Source organism: Streptomyces sp. NPDC004111 (genome assembly GCF_042874215.1).
Classification (GTDB): domain Bacteria; phylum Actinomycetota; class Actinomycetes; order Streptomycetales; family Streptomycetaceae; genus Streptomyces.
On record NZ_JBIAMU010000002.1, the window covers coordinates 450,162 to 468,283 of the forward strand.

An 18,122-nucleotide genomic window follows, 5' to 3' on the forward strand; every position below is an offset into this window, starting at 1 on the left:
ACATGCGCGCACTAGCCGTCAGAGCCTTCCGGGCCGCCCCCGAACTCGTCGAGGTGCCCGACCCCGTCGTGGAACCCGGCCGGATCCTGGTGAAGGTCGCCGCGGCCGGGCTCAATCCGGTCGACTGGCTGATCGCCGACGGGATGCTCGAAGGCATGGCTCCGCATGTGTTTCCGCTGGTCCTGGGCCGGGACTTCGCGGGCACCGTGACCGAGGTGGGGCACGGGGTGACCCGGTTCGCGGTGGGGGACGCGGTGTTCGGGCAGGCGTGCGGCGCGGCCATCGGCCAGGGCTCGTACGCGCAGTACGTGAGCGCGTCCGAGGACGCGCCGCTGGCCCTCGCCCCCACGAGCGTGCCGCTGGTCAGGGCCGCGGCCCTGCCGACCGCGGGGATGACGGCCACCCAGATCCTGGAGGCGCTGGCGCTGCCTCAGGGCGCGAGTCTGCTCCTCGTCGGCGCGGCGGGCGGGGTGGGCAGCTGCCTCACCCAGTTGGCCGCCGCGCGGGGCGTCCGGGTGCTGGCCGCGGTGCGCGGGCCCGAGCACGCGCGGATGGCCGGCCTGGGCGCGGCCGTCACCCTGGACACCGTCGCACGGGACCTCGCCCCGGCGGTGCGCGAGCTGCACCCGGACGGGGTGGACGCGCTGGTCGACCTGGCCTCCGGTACCCGCGACGGGTTCGCGGCCCGTGCGGCGCTGGTGCGACCGGGCGGTACGGCGCTCAGCAGCCTGCACCAGGAGGACCCGGCCAGGGCCCCGCGAGGTGTCGAGGTGGTCGGTTTCGAGATGTCGCCGCGCGGCGACATGCTGACGGACCTGGCGCGGTCCGTGGACGGCGGGCGCTTGCGGATCGTGGTCGAGGCGGAGGTGCCGCTGGAGCAGGGGGCGGCGGCGGTGGCCAGGAACAGGGCGGGCGGGGCGCGCGGCAGGACGGTCATCGTGCCGTGAGTACCGGCCGCCGGACGTGACCGCCGGTCGGTGGCCGCCGCGGGCCCGCCCTCGTCGCGGGCCGTCGTCCCGGGCCTGAGCTGGACGGCCTGTGCGTACGGGTGAATCCTCCCGGTCCTGCGGCCCGGTGGCCGGGGCGTGGGCGGTGGGCGGTGCTCGGATGGGCCCCGACCGTTCGGCCCGGCCGCTCCGGGCCCTACCGAAGGGACCTTCATGACCGCTCCCGCCCGCCGCGTCACGACCACGTGCGCCCTCGCCGCCGTACCACTGCTGCTGCTCGGGGGGCCCTCGGTCGGGAACGCGGCGCCGGCGGCCGACGGCGACCATCCGCCGGCCATGTCCATCGCCCTCACCAACGGCGTCGAGACCGTCGCCGCGGGCACGAAGGTCGCGTACACGGTGACCGTGCGGAACCAGGGCCCCCGGCATCTCACCGGTCTGCGCGTCGAACAGGAACTCCCGGCGGGCGCGTCGGCGGGCGCGGCCGGGCAGCGGGCGAGCGTCGTGGGCGGCAAGGCGGTGTGGACGGTGGACGTGCGGGCGCACGGATCTGCGGTGCTGACGTCGACGGCCCGGGTCGCGGCGCGCGGGACGGGGGCGCTGCGGGCGGCGAGCACGGCGTGCGCGTACCTGCCGAAGTCGCACGTCCCCGTGGTGTGCTCCAGCGACATGGACCTGCTGCGCACGGGGGGCGGCGCGGGGGCCGCGGCGCTGGCGGGCCCGCAGGGGGTGCGCGCCGCGCCTGAGGAGCGGCTGCTGGGCATGGACCGCCCGGTGGGCCTCGGCGTCCTGGCGGGGGTGGCGGCGCTGGCGGGCGGCGGGGTGTGGGCCCTGCGGAGGCGGACCCGCCTCGGCTGAGCACCCGACGTACCTCCACCGCGCGTGCGGCCCTCACCGCAACCGGAACACCGGGCCCGGCCCGGTGAGCGGTCAGCCGCACGCCGTTGTGCCCTCTCGGCCTACTGCTCGGCCGCCGCCCGCTTCTTCCGTGCCGACATGCACGCGTAGACGATCACGCCCGCGAAGAGGAACAGCACGCCCTGGTAGACCGCCGCGTAGCCGGAGCCCGCCACCAGCCACATCGAGAAGCCCGCCGCCAGCAGCGTCAGGACGCCGTCGCGGACCAGGCGGCCCCGGTCGACCCGTGCCGTCTGCCCGGACAGCAGGAAGTACAGCTGGGCCGCCGTGGCGAGGAGGTAGGGGACGGTGGCGGTGAAGGTGGTGACCAGGACGAGGATCTCGAAGACCCCGTGCGAGCCCGCCGTGTAGTTGTAGACGGTCAGCAGCGAGGCGAGGACGACCGTGACGATCACGCCGACGGTCGGGACGCCGCGCCGCTTCGTGGCGAAGACGGACGGGAAGAGGCCGTCCTTGGCGGCGGCGTACGGGGTCTGGGCGCTCAGCAGCGTCCAGCCGTTGAGCGCGCCCAGGATCGAGATCAGGGCGGCGCAGGCGACGACGGTGCCGCCCCAGGTGCCGCCGAACATGTGGTTCACCGCGTCGGAGAACGGCGCCACGGAGTCCACCAGCCTGTCGTGCGGGACGTTGCCGAACACCGACAGCGTGCCGAGGAGGTAGACGAACGCGGCGCCCAGCGTGCCGAGGATGGTGGCGCGGCCGACGTTGCGGCGCGGGTTGCGGACCTCGCCCGCGCTGACGGCGGCCGATTCGACGCCGAGGTAGCTGAAGAGCAGGATCGCGGCGGACGCCGAGATCGCGCCGACGGCGCCGCTGCCGCTCGCCTGGAAGGGGCCGAGGTTCTCCGTGCGGAAACTGAACATGCCGCCGACGGCGACCAGCAGCAGGGGGGCGAACTTCAGGACGGTGGCGACGACCTGGACCGCGCCGACGTACCGGGTGCCCGCGAGGTTCGCGGCGGCCGGCAGCCACTGGATGACCAGGGCGGCCAGCATCATCGCGATCCGGGAGTCGCCGAGCGGGAGGAGTACGTCGAGGTAGCCGACGGCCGCCACGGCGAGCGCCGCGTTGGACACCCAGGCGGTGATCCAGTAGCTCCAGGCGGCCAGGAAGCCGGCGAAGTCGCCGAACGCCTCACGGGCGTAGACGTAGGGGCCGCCGGTCCTGGGGTGCTGGTTGGCCAGCTTGCCGAAGACGAGGGCGAGGCAGATCGCGCCGAGGGTGAGCACGCCGAAGGCGAGCAGGCTGATGGTGCCGAAGGGGGCGACGGAGGCGGGCAGCAGGAAGATTCCGCCGCCGATGATGTTCCCCATCACGAGGGTGGTGGCGACCCCGAGGCCGAAGCGGCGGGAGTGCTTTCCGTCGCTCTGCGGGCTGTCGGTGGGATCGGCCGGAGCCGGCGGTGGAACGGTTCCGGGGTCGTGCATGGGGTGGTGCCTCTCGCCGTACGAAATGCCCAGGGTCGCCGGGCGACAGCCATGGTCGGATACGGGCAAGGCTGCACCAAATCAAGCTTTTTCGTCCTGTACGGCGCGGTCCGTGACGGGAAAACCTCCTTCGGCCGGGTCTTTCCACGGGGATTCCTGCGCGGCCCCCAGAGGCACCTGCGGTCCCTGGCATTCGCGCAGCCAGCGGCGGAGCACCTGGTGGACGGCTTCCGCGCCGACGATCTCCTGCCCTTCGCGGGCGGGCCGGGAGAGGGCGAGGGGCCAGAGCAGGAAGGGGCGGGTCTGTTCGCCGCCCATGCCGCCGTGCGAGCCGATCTGCTCCTCGAAGGCGTGCACCTGGCCGGTCCTCGGGTCGTACGCGGAGTTGACCATGAGGTCGGCGGTGTGCGGGAAGCCGTCGGTGCGGCGGACCGCGTTGGCGGCGCCCTTGCCGAAGTGCCGCAGGGGGCCTTCGCCGTCGCGGAGTTCGGCCAGCGGGATCTCCGCTCCGCCGGGGCCGAGCAGCAGTGCCCCGTGCTCCTCGCTGCGTACGAGCACGAAGCCGATGCCGGGGTGGCCGGCCAGCATCCGCAGCAGGGCGGGGTGGCGGCGGTCGATGTCCTCGCGGGTGGCACGGCCGGGGAGGTCGGGGAAGCTGATCAGGCCGAGGTTCCCGGAGGCGAGGACGATCGGGTCGGGGTCGGCCGGGGCGGCGGGGGCGACGGGCGTGTCCGGGGTGCCGGGCTGCTGGGGTGCCGTTCCGTCCTCGGCACCGGTGGCCGGGCGGTGCAGCGCGATACGGACGGCGTCGCGGGCCTCGGCGCCGCTCCTGGTGCGCTGGGCGCGCCGGGGCACGTGCAGGCCGCAGCTGGCGCGCACGTAGTCGCGCAGGGTCAGGCCGAAGCGGCCCTCGAAGGTCTCGCCGGGGCTCTGGCCGTGGTCGGAGAGCAGGACGACGCGGTAGGCGCGCGGGGCGTGTTCGGCGACCTTGACCAGGAGCGCGAGGGAGCGGTCGAGACGGCGGAGGATCTTGTCGGCGTCCTGGCTGCGCGGCCCCGAGTGGTGGGCCACCTCGTCGTAGGCGACCAGGTCGGCGTAGATCGCGGTGCGCCCGGCGAGCATGTCGCCTATGACGGCGGCGACCACCACGTCCCGCTCGACGACGGTGGCGAAGGCGCGGATGAACGGGTAGAAGCCACCGCGGCCGACCCGGGGGGTCTCCCTGCGGAGCCGGGAGCGGATCGAGGAGTGGATCTCGCGGACGACCTCGGCGACGAAGGACATCGCGGTGCGGACCGCGTTGGCGGGGTCGGAGAAGTAGGCGAAGTATCCGGCGCGGGAGCGGTTGTTGGGGCCGCGGCGGGCGGCGATGGACAGGACGAGGGCGAGCTGGTCGGCGCCGCCGGAGAAGAGGTTGCCGCGGCTGGCGCCGTCGTAGCTGAGCAGGCCGCCGTCGCCGGTGCGTTCGATGGCGCGCCGCTGGAGTTCGGCGGTGGAGACCGGGCTGGAGCACACCATGGTCCGGCCGGACTCCTTCTCGTACCAGCGGAAGGCGGGCACGTCGTGGTTGGTGCCGTGCAGGATGCCGAGCTGGCTGGCGCCGGTCTGGCTGGACCAGTCGGTGTACCAGGGGGTGAGCCGGTGGGTGGGGAGCCGGTCGCCGGGCGGTTCGACGAGGCCGGCGACGGTGGGCATCAGGCCCTGGTCGAGGGCGCGGCGCAGGGTGTCGTGGCCGAGGCCGTCGAGCTGGACGAAGAGGGTGCCCGGCATGCCGTGCCGGCCCTCGTCGCGCCGTCCGCCGCGGCGCCGCTGGGCGAGCCTGGCGAGTCTGCGCCGGTACGCCTCGTCGTCGCGGACGGCGAAGGCGGTGGAGGTCGCGGAGGCGACGGCGGACATCACGGCGGCGACGACCACCGCGGTCTGCGGGTCGGCCTCGCCGCTGCCGTCGGGGATGAGGCTGAGCGCGAGCAGCAGCAGCGAGCCGTTGAGGAAGAAGACGAGGAGTCCGAGGACGAGCGCGGGGACCAGCAGGAGGGCCCGGACGGCGATCGGCCAGACCAGCGCGGACAGCAGCCCGAAGGCGCCCGCGGCCCAGGCGGCGGTGAACGCGATGGCGGTGACGGACTCGGAGTCGTCGCTCTGCAGCTGGAAGTCGGGGAGGATCCCGGCGAGGGCCAGCATGGTGAGGGTGCACACCGCCCACACGGTGATCACGCGCAGCAGGGTGCCGCCCGCCTGCCGCCAGCCCGCTCTTCGCCCGCGCCCCTCGGCCACGCCTACCGCCTCTGTCCCGGTCGGCCCCGCTCTCCTGGGCCTGTTCGTCCGGTCAGCCTTTCACAGCGGGCGGCCGGTTTGAACGCATAGGGGGCGTAAGGGGGCAATGGTGCGGGGCGGGGCGCCGGTGGCTCCGCACGGACCCGCGAGGCCGGCGTCCGGGGTCAGCAACCGTCGTACCCGGCCGTCGGCATCGAAAGCCGCCGGTGCACGTCGGCCTTCATGGCCGCGGTGTAGACCGGCTCGTCGAGCCCGGCCTGCTCCAGGCGTACGCCGCGCCGCTCGCACTCGGCGGCGAAGTCGTGGGCGGAGCTGAGCGCCCGGTCCAGGACGCGCTCGTTGGGCACCACGAAGAAGTCGACGCGGCCGGCCTCGACGTCGGCCCACAGCGCGCGGTGGCCCGGCGGCAGCCCGTTCAGCACGAGCCGGCGGGTGACGACGTACCCCTTGTCCAGGGCCCAGCGCACGCACATCGCGTGCTGGCTGCGGGTGTCCACCAGGAAGGGGTCGTGGTCCAGCTCTTCGAGCGGGGTCAGGCCGGCGATGACTGCCACTCGCACCTCACCGGTGTCCGTACGCGCGTCGTCCATGACCCGTCCCCTTCGCCGCTGTCACCGCCCCACGACCCTACTCCCGCCCGCCCCCGCGCGAGGAGGCGCGTACGCACGGCGCGGGGGGCGCCGTAGGGTGGACGGGCGTCGGAAGAAGGAGTACGGAACACCGTGAAGTCCGGAGAGCTGTGAGCCCCGCGGGGACCACCGTCACCTGGTGGGGTCATGCGACCTGCACGATCGAGGACTCCGGGGTGCGCGTGCTGACCGACCCGCTGTTCGTGCGGCGCTTCGCGCATCTGCGCAGGCGCCGGGGCGCGCTGCCCCCGGCACGGGCGCTGCGTGCCGACGCGGTGCTGGTCTCGCACCTGCACTCGGACCATCTGCACCTGCCGTCGCTGACCCGTCTGGAGCCCGGGACGCTGGTGGTCGTGCCGCGCGGCGCGGCGCGGGCGGTGCCCGCGCTGCGCAGGTTCCGCACGGCCGAGCTGGGCTGCGGCGAGAGCCTGCGGGTGGGGAAGCTGACCGTGCGGGCGGTGCACGCGCAGCACGACGGGCGCAGGCTGCCGTTCGGCCCGCACCGCTGCCCGGCGCTGGGGTACGTCGTGGAGGGCGCGTCCGCGACCTACTTCGCCGGGGACACCGGGCTGTTCGACGGGATGGCGCAGGCGGTCGGCGCGGTGGACACGGCGCTGCTGCCGGTCGGCGGCTGGGGGCCGAACCTGGGCCCCGGGCACCTGGACGCCGGGCGGGCCGCGCAGGCGCTGGCGCTGCTGGCGCCACGGCACGCCGTCCCGGTGCACTACGGGACGTACTGGCCGATCGGGCTGGACGGGGTACGGCCGCACGAGTTCCACGCGCCGGGCCACGAGTTCGTACGGAAGGCGGCCGTGCTGGCGCCCGGGGTGGCGGTGCACCGGCTGGAGCACGGCGAGAGCGTGACGACGGAGGGACCTGCGTGAGCGGGCGGTGGATTCTCGCGCAGGGTGCCGGGGAGTGGCTGGCGGACGCGGTGCGGGCGGTGGACGTGCCGGTGCCGCCGGAGGCGACGCAGCAGGCGGTCGGCTATCCGGCGCTCTTCGCGCTGGTGGCGCTGGGCGCGCTGGTGCCGGTGGTGCCGACGGGGGCGCTGGTGAGTACGGCGGCGGTGGTCGCCCTGCACCAGAGCGTGCCCGCGCTGTCGCTCGCGATCGTCTTCGTGGTGGCCGCGTCGGCCGCGTTCGTGGGCGATCTGGCGCTGTACTGGCTGGGGGTGCGCGGGGTGCGCTCCGAGCACGGGTCGAGGTGGCTGGACGCGCTGCGCCGCAGGGCCCCGCGGGAGCGGCTGGAACAGGCCCAGCGGAAGCTGGACGAGCACCGCTCGAAGGTGCTGACGCTGTCCCGGCTGGTGCCTGCCGGGCGGATCCCGGTGATGCTGGCGTGCCTGCTGGCGAAGATGCCGATGCGCAGGTTCGCCCGCGGGGACGTGCCGGCCTGTCTGGCGTGGGCGGCGGCGTACCAGTTGATCGGGGTGCTGGGCGGCAGCCTGTTCGCCCGCCCCTGGGAGGGCGTGCTGGCGGCGATCGTGGCGACGCTGCTGGTCAGCGCGGTGCCTTCGGTGTGGCGTCGGGTACGTCGGACGAAGCCGGCCTGAGGGCGGCGACGGCAGGTACCGGGGGGGGGCCTGCCAGGGGACGACGGCCGGTACGGGGGGCCCGCGGGGGGGCTTCGGCCGGTACGGGTGCCTGCCGGGGGGCGTCGGTGCGGTGGCGGCGCCCCCGTACGGCGGTCAGGTCAGCACGCGGGACGCGCCGACCGGCAGGTCCCACAGGTCCTCGCGCGGCCGGCCCGCCCGTTCCCAGGCGGCGCGGACCCGGGTGAGGGGTTCGAGGACGGGCTCGGCGGAGAGCACGAAGGTGCCCCAGTGCATGGGTGCCATCTGCCGGGCGCCCACGTCCGCGCACGCCCGTACCGCCTCCTCGGGGTCCATGTGGACGTCGCGCAGCCACCAGCGCGGGTGGTAGGCGCCGATGGGCAGCAGGGCCAGGTCGAGCGCGGGGTACCGGTCGCCGATCTCGCGGAACCAGTGACCGTAGCCGGTGTCCCCGGCGAAGTAGACGCTCCGGCCGCCCGGGTCACTCAGTACCCAGCCGCCCCAGAGGGTGCGGCAGGTGTCGGTGAGGGAGCGTTTGCTCCAGTGGTGGGCGGGCACGAAGTCGAGCCGTACGCCGTTGAGTTCGGCGCCCTCCCACCAGTCCAGTTCGGTGACCCGGGTGAAGCCCCGGCGGCGGCACCAGCGGGCGAGCCCGGCCGGCACGAACAGCGGGGTGTGCCGCGGCAGCCGCTTCAGGGTGGGTGCGTCGAGGTGGTCGTAGTGGTTGTGGCTGATGACGACGGCGTCCACCGGCGGAAGGTCCTCCCAGCGCACGCCCACGGGGGTGATCCTGGCCGGCGTACCGAGGATCTTCCGGGACCAGACCGGGTCGGTGAGCACCGTGAGCCCTCCGATGCGCACCACCCAACTCGCGTGCCCCGCCCAGGTGACGGCGATGGTGTCCGTGTCCACGGCGGGCAGCGGCCCCGGTTCGAAGGGCAGCCTGGCGATGTCCCGCAGCCCGTCGCGGCCCGGCCTGATGGCGCCCTCGCGGGCCAGCCTGGCGAACGCGCGCACCCCGGGGAGCGGGGCGGTGAGACGGTCGGCGAAGGTCCGGGGCCAGGGAGCGGCGCGGACCTCGCCCAGCGGGCGGGTGGGGGAGGAACGCACCGGCGTCCGGGGTCGTTCCACCAGGTCCGACGCACGGCCCGCGGAGCGTTCCGGGGGGTCGGTGAGTTCGGTCTGTTCCGTCATCGAAAGGCTCCGTTCGGTGGCGTCTACAGGTGCGTACGCGGCTGTCGGATCAGCCCAGCTCGGCGAGGGCCGCGCCCAGGTGGTTCAACGCCTGCTCCAGATGCGGCAGTTCAAGCGGTTCCTCCGCCGACAGGGACTCCGCGCGCTGCTGCGGGGTTGCCCCGAGCAGGGGCGCCGTCGAGATCCGCACGCGCAGCGAGCCCAGCGGGTCCCCGAACCGGTGACCCCCGGGAACAGGGGTTCCCAGGCGCCGGGTGAGGTACTGCTCCAGTTCCATCGCGTCGGTGACGCCACGGGCGGCCAGTCCCTCGTGCAGCGGGTCCAGGTCGGCGTACAGGCAGCGTCCCGCGGTCGGCGGCCGGGCCAGCGCACCGACGTCCAGCACCGCCCGGTGGACGGCGTGCTGCACCCGCGCGTGCAGCGCGGCGGCGGCCCGCGCACGGGCCACGACCGGCTCCGGGTCGTGCAGGGCGTACGCGGCGACCTCCGCGAACGGGGCCGGTACGGTGGCCCCGAGCGCGACCAGCACGTCGAGGGCGCGGGCGCCGAGGCGGGCCCCGTGCGCGGTGTCCGGCAGCCGGGCGACGGCGACGCGCCACGCGGTGGGCAGCAGGGCGCCCGCCAGGTCGGCGAGGACCAGGACGTGGTCGGGGAACATCACGGCGGGGCTGACGAAGACGGGCTCCCGCGAGCCCGGCCCCGGGTCGCGGTCCGGGTCCGGGTGCGTGCCGTGCACCGTGTCGCGCCAGGTCTCGTCGCTGATCACGACCAGCCCCTCGGCGAGCGCGGCCTCGCACACCTGGTGCACCACCTCGGGCGGGGCGACGGTGGCGGTCGGGTCGTCCGGGACGGACAGCAGCAGGACGCGCGGATCGCCGCCCTCCGCCCGCAGCCTGCGGACGGTCTCCAGCAGGGCGTACGGGTCGGGCACGCCGCCGCACTCGGCCGGGGTCGGCACGTGGAACGAGCCGTGCGCGCCGCCCGCCAGCAGGCGCACCTGCGGGGCCCACCAGGCCGGGCAGGGGCGCGGCAGCAGAACGTCTCCGCCGACGGCGGCCATCAGGGCGAACAGGAGCGGGGGCGCGCCGGGCGCCGCGACCACCGCGGACGGCTCCACGCCGAGCCCGCGCCGCAGCCAGTGGCCGGTGGCGGCGGTCCGCAGCGCCGCTCCGCCGCCCGGGGGCTCGGGGGCGGTGCGGGTGGTGGCGGAGGCCAGGGCGGCGGCGAGTTCCGGAAGGACGGAAAGGCCCGGGGGCGGATCGGGCGGCCCGTGCCCGACCCGGCCCTGGTCCTCGGGGAGGGTCCGCTGCATGGGGGCCTCTCGGGGGTGGGATACCTGCGCGGGGGTCGTACCCCCAAGGCCCTTTATAAAGGGGGTTGGGTGGGCCCGCACGAGGACGGACGCGGGGAGCCCGCGCGGGGACGCACCGGGGCGAAGCGGGACGATCAAGCACTCTCGCACGGGGAAAGGCCCCCGGCCCACGCGAATCGGACCCACCGGCCGCACGGGGACGGCCCCCGGCCCACGCGCAACTGACCCACCGGCCGCACAGGGCAGGCCCCGGCCCACACAGGACGGTCACACCACCCCGCACGGGGCGTACGGTTCCGGGGCTGTGGACTCCGCTCAGCCCTGCAGGGCCCCCGGATCCCGGTCAGCCGTGCAGGGCCCTCCCCCGGCTGCCGACCACCCGCTCGGCCACGTCCACCAGCTTGCGGTTCGTCTGCTGCGAGACCTTCTTCAGGAACGCGAACGCCTCGGACTCGTCGCAGCCCAGCACGTGCATCACGATCCCGCTCGCCCGGTCGATCACCGGCCGCGACCGCAGCGCGTGGGAGAGCTGGCCCACCTCCGTCAGCGCCTCGTGGAACCGCCGCTCCCGCACCAGTCCCGCCGTCGCCTGTTCGCCGAGGATCACGGCCGCGCCGTGCTCCACCGCGGCCAGTCCCCCGGGGCGGAAGCTGTAGAGGCTGAGGGTGACCTCGATGCCGGCCCGGCAGAACGGCAGGGTCAGGCTGGCCCGTACCCCCGAGTCGATGGCCAGTGCCCGGAACTCCGGCCACCGGTCGTCGGCGAGCAGGTCCGCCGCGTCGACCGGTTCGCCGCGCTCCAGTGCGGTGGGGATGGGCCCCTCCCCCCGGTCCAGCTGGACGGAGGCGAGCGTGGCCAGGTCCGGGTGGGTGGCCGCGGTCCGCCGTTCGGCGTCCGCCGCGCCCGCCGCCGAGGCGGTCTGCGGCCCGCTGTGCATGAGCGTCGTCACCGCCCCGCAGCAGTCGGCGGTGCAGCGGGTGGACTGTTCGGCCAGGGTGCTCAGGGTGCGGGCGACGGAGACTGGTTCCGGTGCCCGGCAGTCCGGTTCGGGTTGCATCGCACAACGCCTCCTCTCTGTGCGATTTCCCTGCGTCCGGGCCGCAAAACCGCTCCCGTGGCTACGCTGGCCCCATGACGGAGCGGGACGAGTTCGGCGAGGAACTGGCGGACTTCGTCCGCCGGGTCGCGGAGTTGCGCACCGCCCGTTCGCTCCCCCCGGAGGAACGCCCGTCCGCGCTGGACGCCTCCCTGTTCGAACTCCAGTACGCGGCCGACGAGCTGTGGCCGCGCTACGAACGGCTCGTCAGGGGCGATGCCGCACCCGACAGCGCCCTCAGCGTCTCGGCCGTCGCCGACCGGCAGGAACGGCAGCTGCTCAGATCCCTGTTCCAGCGGCTGCCGCTGGCCGTCGCCCTGGTGGACCGCGACACCGTCGTACGCCGGATGAACTTCGCCGCCACCGGCCTCACCGGCGTCCGGGCCGGCTACGCCACCGGACGCCCGCTGGCATCGCTGCTCGGTCCCGGCGACCGCGCCGCGTTCCGCTCGCAGACGGCGGCCGTGGCCCGCGGCGAGGGCGACCGCGGGCTGACCGTACGGCTCCAGCAGCGGCCGTCGGAACCCCTGCTGGCGACCCTGACGGCGCTGCGCCCGCCGGACGAACCGCACCCGGCGGTGCTCGTCGTCCTCCAGCCGGGAACGACCGTCGGCGCGGCCCGCGCGCGTACGGGGACGGAGAGCGCCGGCCGGTCGCTGCCCGACCTGTCCGAGGCGACCCGGCACGCGGAGCTGATCGACCTGATCGACGCGATGGCATCCGCGCTGCTGCGCGCCCCCGCGGGCGGCCGGGAGAGCGTGCTGCGCACCGCCGCCCAGGTGCTGGCGGGCCGGTTCGCGGACTGGGTGGTGGTGGATCTGGCGGGCGGCGGCACGCTGCGCCGGATCGCGGTGCTCGGCGCCCCCGACGACGTACACGAGGACGACGTACGGAGCGGGGGCGACCGGGAGATCCTGCGCGACGGGCTCGCCGCGCAGGATCCCTGCAACTGCCCGCTGGTGGTGGAGGCCGCCCGGGGCGCCTCCGGCTCGCTCCAGGTGAGCCCCGAGGACACCGAGGGGTTCGGCCGGGACGCGGCCGGGCTGCCGATGCTGGTGCGGGCCTCGGTCAGTTCGCTGGTGTGCGTCCCGCTGTCGGCTCCGGCGGACCGGGCCGCGGGGTCGCCTCCGGGGCCCGTCCAGGGGGTGCTGACGCTGTTCCGTACGGGAAACCGGCGGGCGTTCTCCATGGCCGAGGGGCGGGCCGTGGACGTGATGGCGCGTCACACGGCGCTGGCAGCCGCCGCCCGGTCCGCTCCGGCGGACCGGACAGGGCGGGGCCGGGGCTGACCCCGGCCCCGCTCACGCCGCTTCCTTCAGCGCCTGCGTCCGCAGCTGGTTGCAGCACCTGCTGATCAGCCGCGACACGTGCATCTGGGAGAGGCCGAGGTCCTCCGCGATGCTGCTCTGCGTCATGTCGCGGAAGAACCGCATGTAAAGGATCTTCCGCTCCCGCTCCGGCAGCTGCCGCAGGCCCGGCTTGACGGCCTCGCGGTCGACGACGACGTCCAGCGCCGGGTCGGCCCCGCCGATGGCGTCGATGAGGGAGTAGCCGTCCTCGCTGCCGGGGAGTTCCGCGTCGAGGGACAGGGCGGTGAACGAGTCGAGTGCCTCCAGCCCGGCGAGCGCCTCGGGCTCGCTCATCCCGGCCTGGGCGGCGATCTCGGCGACCGTCGGGGAGCGCCCGACCATCGTCTGGGCCAGCTCCTGGTGCGCGGTGCGCACCCGGTTGCGCAGGTCCTGGACGCGGCGCGGCACGTGCAGGGTCCACATGTGGTCGCGGAAGTGCCGCTTGATCTCACCGGTGATGGTCGGCACGGCGAAGCTCTCGAAAGCGGCCCCGTGCTCCGGGTCGTACCGGTCGACGGCCTTGACCAGGCCGAGCGCGGCCACCTGGCGCAGGTCCTCCAGGGACTCGCCGCGGTTGCGGAACCGGCCTGCCAGCCGCTCGGACATCGGCAGCCACGCGTTGACGATCTCCTGCCGGATCACCTCGCGTTCGTACCCCTCGGACAGTCCGGCAAGTCGCTGGAACTCGGCGGAGGTGTCGGGGGCGTCGTCGTGCGGGTGCCTGCCTGGCGTACGAGTGCGCATCGTGGAGCTCCTGAACCTCTGTAACGGTGCAGACGGATGGGTGTCACCGTTGGGAGGAGGAGCCGGAACCGAGTGCCCGCCGGATTGCACAGCACACGCCCGGAGCGTCTGCCACCGCTCCCACGGACGTGCCTCCGGTCCGAAGCACGGGGTTCGCCTGCCCCTGCGCACGCGGGGCAAACTGGCAGCGGGTGGATCTGTGACCGGCGCCATGTCCGCGGGGCGGGGTCCGGGCGGGCCGACAAGCCGCCCGGACCCCGCCGGCCTGCGGTTTCAGCCCGGCCAGTAGCCGGTGAGCCGGCGCACTGCGGTGGCGCCGCCGCGTTCCACCGTCGTACGGACGACGGCGAAGATGGCACCCTCCAGGGCGACGGCGGGCAGGATCTCGCGCCAGCGGCGGTCCCGGTCGAGCCCGTCCGGGGCGTCGTCCTCGCCGGTGACCGCCTTCCAGGTCTTGCGGAACGCGGCTCCGGCGAGCATGCCGCCCGCCATGCCGAAGATCATTCCGAGCGGCTTGTAGAGCACTTTGCCCACGTCAGACTCCTTCCTTCGCGTGGCGGCCGAAGCGAACCGCCGGTGTGGCCCGCTTCCGTGCGGTCTTCCTGGCGTGGCGGCCGGGGCGGGCCGCCCGCTCTGCGCCCTCGGCCGCCGGCGGGGCGAACAGGATGTCCTCCAGACGGCCGAGCGCGAGTATCGCGCCGAGCATGAACACGGGCAGCAGAACGGCCAGGAGCGCCATGGCCCCGTCCTTCCGTGGAAAGTGGTGGTACGGGCCTGTGCGCACTCCGGGTGACCCCGCTCACCGGCGGTAAACCCGCCCGGCCCGCCGCCGGGGCCGCATCCCGACGCCTCGCGCCCGGCCCACCGCGCGCACGGCGGGCCGGGAAACCCACTCCGGGCGCGGAGTCCGCCACCGCCGTCCCTGACGGTCGCGGGTCCGCGCCCGGAGCCCATCCCTATCCCAGTGGCCGTGCGGCCGCTTTCCGGGTTTCCCCGTTCGGCGGCCCCAAACCCCTCTCCCCGGAGGCAAGTTGGGATCCAGGAAGGCGGGCCGGTGTTTGGCGTGCTGCTGCCGGGTACCCGCCCCGCACACCCGAAAGATCATGGAGTGATGCATTCATGCAGCGAGGCAGCGACCGGGTCAGCCGGCGTCAGGACGAGGAGATGAAGCAGGAGCTCCAGGGCCTGCTGCGCTCCGGTCATCCGACCAGGACCGAGGAGTGGAGCGATCCGGAGCCGGTGGCGGACGACGATCCCGAACTGGCCTCGGACATGGCGCCGAGGCCGGGGCCGGACGGCGAGTTCGAGAAGGTCAGGTTCGAGCTGGCCCGGCACCTGAGCCGTACGCAGTTCCCCGCGGACCGGGACGCCGTGGTGGCGATGCTGCGGCACGGGCACGCGCCGGACCGGCTCTGCGAGGTGGTGGCGGCCCTGCCCGAGGGGTCGGTGTTCGACAACGTCCAGGCGATAGCGGTGGCCGCCGTGCCCGACGGGGCCCGCACCTGAGCCGACCGGACCCGCACCCGGCACCCCGCCCGGGTGCGGGCGGGCGCCCGGTGCGGCCCCGGGCGAGGCATGGCGGCTGCGCTGAGGGGTACTGCGGCGGCACCACGAAAACCCCAGGAAGTGCCGGAACGCAGGAAAGAGGCGGAGTGCCATGGCCCAGTTCGTGCGGGAAGTCATGACGGCGGGGGTCGCGGCCGTACGGCCGGACGCCTCGCTCGTCGAGGCCGCCCAGCTGATGCGCGCGCAGGACATCGGGGATGTGCTGGTGGCGCAGGACAACCGGCTGATCGGGGTGATCACCGACCGGGACATCACCCTGCGGGCGGTCGCGGACGGGGTGGACCCGCTGGCCGTCAGCGTCCGTTCGGTGTGCACGCCCGCCCCGGTGTGCGTGGGCCCCCACGACGAGATCACGACGGCGGTGCGGCTGATGCGAGAGCACGCGGTGCGGCGGCTGCCCGTGGTCGAGGACGGCCGCCCGCTCGGCGTGGTGAGCCTCGGCGACCTGGCCGAGAGCGAGGACCCGGGGTCCGCGCTGGCCCAGATCAGCCGGGCGGCCCCGGACAACGAAGAGCCAGGCGAGAGCCCGACGGCCCTGATCTGACCCGGTCCGGACCGGCCGCCGGGTACCGGCCGGCCCCGGCCACCGGCCCGGCGGAGCCCGGCCCCGGTTCGGACCCGCCGCGGCGGGTAACCGGGTGCCATGTCAGAGCCCATGTCCCAAGCTCCCGCCCGTGCCGTCGGCCGCCGTGTCGCCGACTGGCTGACCGCCCGTGACCACGCCGTGTTCCACGCCGTGGCGGCCCGCCACTGGCCGGGCGCCGACCGGCTGCTGCCCCGGCTGAGCCACAGCGCCAATCACGGGCTGCTGTGGTTCGGGGCGGCGGCCGGGATGGCCGCGTTCGGCGGCAGCACCCGCGCCCGCCGGGCCGCGGTCCGCGGCGTGGCCTCCCTGGCGCTCGCGTCGGCGACGGTCAACACCGTCGGCAAGCGCTCCGTACGCCGCACCCGGCCCGTACTGGACGCCGTACCGCTGATCCGTCAGCTGAAGCGGCAGCCCGTCACCACCTCCTTCCCGTCCGGCCATTCCGCGTCCGCCGCCGCGTTCGCGACCGGTGTCGCCCTGGAGTCCCAGGGCTGGGGCGCCGCCGTCGCTCCGGTGGCGGGCGCGGTCGCGCTGTCCCGGATCTACACGGGCGCGCACTTCCCCAGCGACGTCCTGGTGGGCGCCGCGCTCGGCGTGGGTGCCGCCTTCGCGGTACGGGGCCTGGTGCCGACCCGCGACCAGCTGCCCTCCCCCGGCCGGCCGCACACCGACGCGCCCCGGCTGCCCGACGGGCAGGACCTGGTGGTCGTGGTGAACCGGGCGTCCGGCAGTTCGGCCGCCAAGGCCGCCCTCGTCCGGGACGCGCTGCCCGCCGCCGAGGTCCGCGAGGTGGACCCCGAGGACCTGTGCGCCGAGCTGGACAAGGCCGTGGAGAGCGCCCGCGCGCTCGGTGTGTGCGGCGGCGACGGCACGGTCAACCGGGCCGCGGTGGCCGCCGCCCGCGCCGGGGTCCCGCTGGCCGTCTTCCCCGGCGGCACCCTCAATCACTTCGCGTACGACCTGGGCATCGAGGCCGTCCAGGACACCTGCCGCGCCCTGGCGGAGGGCGACGCGGTCAAGGTCGACCTCGGCCGCTTCACCCCGGGCCCGAACGGCGACGGCACCCCCGGCTACTTCCTGAACACCTTCAGCCTGGGCGTCTACCCGGAGCTGGTGCGCATCCGGGAGCACTGGTCGCCGCGGATCGGCGGCTGGCCCGCGGGCGTGCTCGCCGCCTTCGAGGTGCTGCGCGGCGAGCGTCCGCTGACGGCCGAGGTGCGCGGCAAGCGGCGCGGCATGTGGATGCTGTTCGCCGGAAACGGTCTCTACCAGCGGATGGGGCCGACGCCGGGCCGCCGGTTCGACCTCGCGGACGGTCTGCTCGACGTCCGGGTGGTGCACGGCGGCAGGCTGCCGGGCCTGCGGCTGCTGCTGGCGGCGGTGTCCGGGCCGCTGAGCAGGTCGCCGCTGCACGCGGCGGGCCGGATGCGACGGCTGCGGATCGCGGGGGTCGAACCGGGGACGCTGCTGGCGTACGACGGTGAGGTGGCGCCCGCGCCGGAGGCGTTCGTGGTGGACAAGGCGGACGAGGCGCTCACCGTGTACCGTCCGCTGCCGGGCGTGCGCAGTCCCCTGTAGCACGGACGGAGGCAGGTGCCGTCCGGTCGTCGGGCAGGATCTCCCCGGCGCCGTCCACGTCGGTCGGCGCCTCCGTGACATCCAGGAAGACCTGGTCGGCCTCCGGCCAGGTCTTCCGTATGGTCCGCTTGATGCGTTCGGAGACCAGTTCCACCCGCTCGCTGTCGAGGCCGGGCACCAGGTCGATGCGGGCCGCCACCAGCGTCGACTCCAGGCCCAGCCGCATGGTGAGCAGCGAGGCCACCTGGTCGATCTCCGGCTGGGCGGCGAGGAACTCGCGGATTCCCTCGTCGAGTTCCGGGTCGACGGCCTCGCCGATGAGCTGGGCGCGGGCGTCGGAGCCGAGCCGGTAGGCGACGTACACCAGGAGCACTCCGATGGCGAGCGAGGCCACGGCCTCGTAGGCGACCCGGTGGGTCACCATGTGCAGGACCATGCCGGTCATGGCGACCAGGACGCCGATCACGGCGGTGCTGTCCTCGGCGACGACGGTGCGCAGCGCGGGGTCCTCGCCGAGGCCCTTGCCGGGCTGCCTGCGGACCTGCCACAGGGCGCGGACGAGCGAGGTGCCCTCGGCGAGGAGGGCCACCAGGAGCACCGCGAGACCGGCGACGTAGCCGCGGGTGGACTCGCCGGCCGGCGGCGTGGTCAGGGCCTCGACGCCCTGGTAGAAGGAGAATCCGGCGCCGAGCACGAAGATGCCGACGGCGGCGAGCAGCGACCAGAAGTAGCGCTCCTTGCCGTAGCCGAAGGGGTGCTGGCGGTCGGCGGGGCGGCGGCTGCGGCGGAGCGCGGCCAGCAGGAAGATCTCGTTGATGCTGTCGGCGACGGAGTGCGCGGCCTCGGACAGCAGGGCGGGCGAGGACGCGAGGAGGCCGCCGACTGCCTTGGCGGCGGCGATGAGGAGGTTGGCCCCCAGGGCGACCAGGATGGTGATGCGCGTCCTG

General features: G+C 74.9%; 18 protein-coding genes. 8 read left to right on the top strand and 10 right to left on the bottom strand.

Annotated elements, in window-relative coordinates:
* Positions 1–2 precede the first annotated feature (2 nt).
* A complete protein-coding gene (locus ACFYVL_RS06370) occupies positions 3–947 on the top strand; it encodes an NADP-dependent oxidoreductase (RefSeq protein WP_389241653.1) in 945 nt (314 codons plus the stop codon).
* Positions 948–1,160: 213 nt separating this feature from the next.
* A complete protein-coding gene (locus ACFYVL_RS06375) occupies positions 1,161–1,805 on the top strand; it encodes a hypothetical protein (RefSeq protein ID WP_389241654.1) in 645 nt (214 codons plus the stop codon).
* 101 nt (positions 1,806–1,906) lie between these two features.
* On the opposite strand, the gene ACFYVL_RS06380 is transcribed toward ACFYVL_RS06375, so the two are convergent.
* The 3 genes from ACFYVL_RS06380 to ACFYVL_RS06390 form a co-directional block, all read right to left on the bottom strand.
* Positions 1,907–3,292, bottom strand: coding sequence for an amino acid permease (locus ACFYVL_RS06380; protein ID WP_389241655.1), 1,386 nt, complete (start codon positions 3,290–3,292; stop codon positions 1,907–1,909).
* A gap of 81 nt (positions 3,293–3,373) precedes the next feature.
* Entirely contained in the window at positions 3,374–5,473 is a 2,100-nt protein-coding gene (locus ACFYVL_RS06385) for an alkaline phosphatase family protein (protein WP_389241811.1), read from the bottom strand.
* 257 nt (positions 5,474–5,730) lie between these two features.
* Entirely contained in the window at positions 5,731–6,156 is a 426-nt protein-coding gene (locus ACFYVL_RS06390) for a hypothetical protein (protein WP_389241656.1), read from the bottom strand.
* 149 nt (positions 6,157–6,305) lie between these two features.
* Between ACFYVL_RS06390 and ACFYVL_RS06395 the strand changes: the two genes are divergently transcribed.
* Both ACFYVL_RS06395 and ACFYVL_RS06400 read left to right on the top strand, forming a co-directional pair.
* Positions 6,306–7,079, top strand: a complete 774-nt coding sequence (locus ACFYVL_RS06395; protein ID WP_389241657.1) for an MBL fold metallo-hydrolase — start codon at positions 6,306–6,308, stop codon at positions 7,077–7,079.
* A gap of 50 nt (positions 7,080–7,129) precedes the next feature.
* The gene (locus tag ACFYVL_RS06400) at positions 7,130–7,750 is read left to right on the top strand and encodes a DedA family protein (RefSeq protein ID WP_389241812.1); all 621 of its coding nucleotides are present in this window, start codon (positions 7,130–7,132) and stop codon (positions 7,748–7,750) included.
* 135 nt (positions 7,751–7,885) lie between these two features.
* Here ACFYVL_RS06400 and ACFYVL_RS06405 read toward each other — a convergent pair whose 3' ends face one another.
* From ACFYVL_RS06405 to ACFYVL_RS06415, 3 genes are all read right to left on the bottom strand, one after another.
* Positions 7,886–8,944: an MBL fold metallo-hydrolase gene (locus ACFYVL_RS06405; protein ID WP_389241658.1), complete on the bottom strand. Its 1,059-nt coding sequence runs from the start codon at positions 8,942–8,944 to the stop codon at positions 7,886–7,888.
* A 49-nt stretch (positions 8,945–8,993) separates the two neighbouring features.
* The gene (locus ACFYVL_RS06410) at positions 8,994–10,256 is read right to left on the bottom strand and encodes an aminotransferase class I/II-fold pyridoxal phosphate-dependent enzyme (RefSeq protein WP_389241659.1); all 1,263 of its coding nucleotides are present in this window, start codon (positions 10,254–10,256) and stop codon (positions 8,994–8,996) included.
* A 343-nt stretch (positions 10,257–10,599) separates the two neighbouring features.
* Positions 10,600–11,313 (bottom strand): ANTAR domain-containing response regulator, encoded by a 714-nt coding sequence (locus tag ACFYVL_RS06415; RefSeq protein ID WP_389241660.1) that lies wholly within the window; start codon positions 11,311–11,313, stop codon positions 10,600–10,602.
* A 74-nt stretch (positions 11,314–11,387) separates the two neighbouring features.
* On the opposite strand from ACFYVL_RS06415, the gene ACFYVL_RS06420 reads away from it, so the two are divergent.
* Positions 11,388–12,641, top strand: a complete 1,254-nt coding sequence (locus ACFYVL_RS06420) for a PAS domain-containing protein (protein ID WP_389241661.1) — start codon at positions 11,388–11,390, stop codon at positions 12,639–12,641.
* Between the two features lie 12 nt (positions 12,642–12,653).
* Here ACFYVL_RS06420 and ACFYVL_RS06425 read toward each other — a convergent pair whose 3' ends face one another.
* The 3 genes from ACFYVL_RS06425 to ACFYVL_RS06435 all read right to left on the bottom strand — a co-directional run bounded on the left by ACFYVL_RS06425 (position 12,654) and on the right by ACFYVL_RS06435 (position 14,184).
* Entirely contained in the window at positions 12,654–13,445 is a 792-nt protein-coding gene (locus ACFYVL_RS06425; protein ID WP_389241662.1) for an RNA polymerase sigma factor SigF, read from the bottom strand.
* 273 nt (positions 13,446–13,718) lie between these two features.
* Complete coding sequence (locus ACFYVL_RS06430; protein ID WP_389241663.1) at positions 13,719–13,979, bottom strand: DUF4235 domain-containing protein; 261 nt, start codon at positions 13,977–13,979, stop codon at positions 13,719–13,721.
* A 1-nt stretch (position 13,980) separates the two neighbouring features.
* On the bottom strand, positions 13,981–14,184 hold the full coding sequence (locus tag ACFYVL_RS06435) for a hypothetical protein (RefSeq protein WP_389241664.1): 204 nt from the start codon (positions 14,182–14,184) through the stop codon (positions 13,981–13,983).
* A 380-nt stretch (positions 14,185–14,564) separates the two neighbouring features.
* On the opposite strand from ACFYVL_RS06435, the gene ACFYVL_RS06440 reads away from it, so the two are divergent.
* The 3 genes from ACFYVL_RS06440 (at position 14,565) to ACFYVL_RS06450 (ending at position 17,175) form a co-directional block, all read left to right on the top strand.
* A complete protein-coding gene (locus tag ACFYVL_RS06440) occupies positions 14,565–14,951 on the top strand; it encodes a DUF2795 domain-containing protein (protein WP_389241665.1) in 387 nt (128 codons plus the stop codon).
* Positions 14,952–15,102: 151 nt separating this feature from the next.
* Positions 15,103–15,555 (top strand): CBS domain-containing protein, encoded by a 453-nt coding sequence (locus ACFYVL_RS06445; RefSeq protein WP_389241666.1) that lies wholly within the window; start codon positions 15,103–15,105, stop codon positions 15,553–15,555.
* 111 nt (positions 15,556–15,666) lie between these two features.
* Positions 15,667–17,175 (top strand): bifunctional phosphatase PAP2/diacylglycerol kinase family protein, encoded by a 1,509-nt coding sequence (locus tag ACFYVL_RS06450; RefSeq protein ID WP_389241667.1) that lies wholly within the window; start codon positions 15,667–15,669, stop codon positions 17,173–17,175.
* Here ACFYVL_RS06450 and ACFYVL_RS06455 read toward each other — a convergent pair.
* Positions 17,132–18,112 carry a cation diffusion facilitator family transporter gene (locus tag ACFYVL_RS06455; protein WP_389241813.1) on the bottom strand — a complete coding sequence of 327 codons (981 nt, stop codon included), beginning with the start codon at positions 18,110–18,112 and terminating at the stop codon, positions 17,132–17,134. The genes ACFYVL_RS06450 and ACFYVL_RS06455 overlap by 44 nt on opposite strands.
* Positions 18,113–18,122: the final 10 nt, after the last annotated feature.

Bases quoted from the DNA above. Each gene is read 5' to 3' on its own strand.
- ACFYVL_RS06380 (WP_389241655.1), bottom strand. From the start codon at position 3,292: ATGCACGACCCCGGAACCGTTCCACCGCCGGCTCCGGCCGATCCCACC.
- ACFYVL_RS06405 (WP_389241658.1), bottom strand. From the start codon at position 8,944: ATGACGGAACAGACCGAACTCACCGACCCCCCGGAACGCTCCGCGGGC.
- ACFYVL_RS06425 (WP_389241662.1), bottom strand. From the start codon at position 13,445: ATGCGCACTCGTACGCCAGGCAGGCACCCGCACGACGACGCCCCCGAC.
- ACFYVL_RS06385 (WP_389241811.1), bottom strand. From the start codon at position 5,473: ATGCTGGCCCTCGCCGGGATCCTCCCCGACTTCCAGCTGCAGAGCGAC.
- ACFYVL_RS06370 (WP_389241653.1), top strand. From the start codon at position 3: ATGCGCGCACTAGCCGTCAGAGCCTTCCGGGCCGCCCCCGAACTCGTC.
- ACFYVL_RS06440 (WP_389241665.1), top strand. From the start codon at position 14,565: ATGCAGCGAGGCAGCGACCGGGTCAGCCGGCGTCAGGACGAGGAGATG.
- ACFYVL_RS06435 (WP_389241664.1), bottom strand. From the start codon at position 14,184: ATGGCGCTCCTGGCCGTTCTGCTGCCCGTGTTCATGCTCGGCGCGATA.
- ACFYVL_RS06445 (WP_389241666.1), top strand. From the start codon at position 15,103: ATGGCCCAGTTCGTGCGGGAAGTCATGACGGCGGGGGTCGCGGCCGTA.
- ACFYVL_RS06450 (WP_389241667.1), top strand. From the start codon at position 15,667: ATGTCCCAAGCTCCCGCCCGTGCCGTCGGCCGCCGTGTCGCCGACTGG.
- ACFYVL_RS06420 (WP_389241661.1), top strand. From the start codon at position 11,388: ATGACGGAGCGGGACGAGTTCGGCGAGGAACTGGCGGACTTCGTCCGC.
- ACFYVL_RS06375 (WP_389241654.1), top strand. From the start codon at position 1,161: ATGACCGCTCCCGCCCGCCGCGTCACGACCACGTGCGCCCTCGCCGCC.
- ACFYVL_RS06410 (WP_389241659.1), bottom strand. From the start codon at position 10,256: ATGCAGCGGACCCTCCCCGAGGACCAGGGCCGGGTCGGGCACGGGCCG.
- ACFYVL_RS06390 (WP_389241656.1), bottom strand. From the start codon at position 6,156: ATGGACGACGCGCGTACGGACACCGGTGAGGTGCGAGTGGCAGTCATC.
- ACFYVL_RS06415 (WP_389241660.1), bottom strand. From the start codon at position 11,313: ATGCAACCCGAACCGGACTGCCGGGCACCGGAACCAGTCTCCGTCGCC.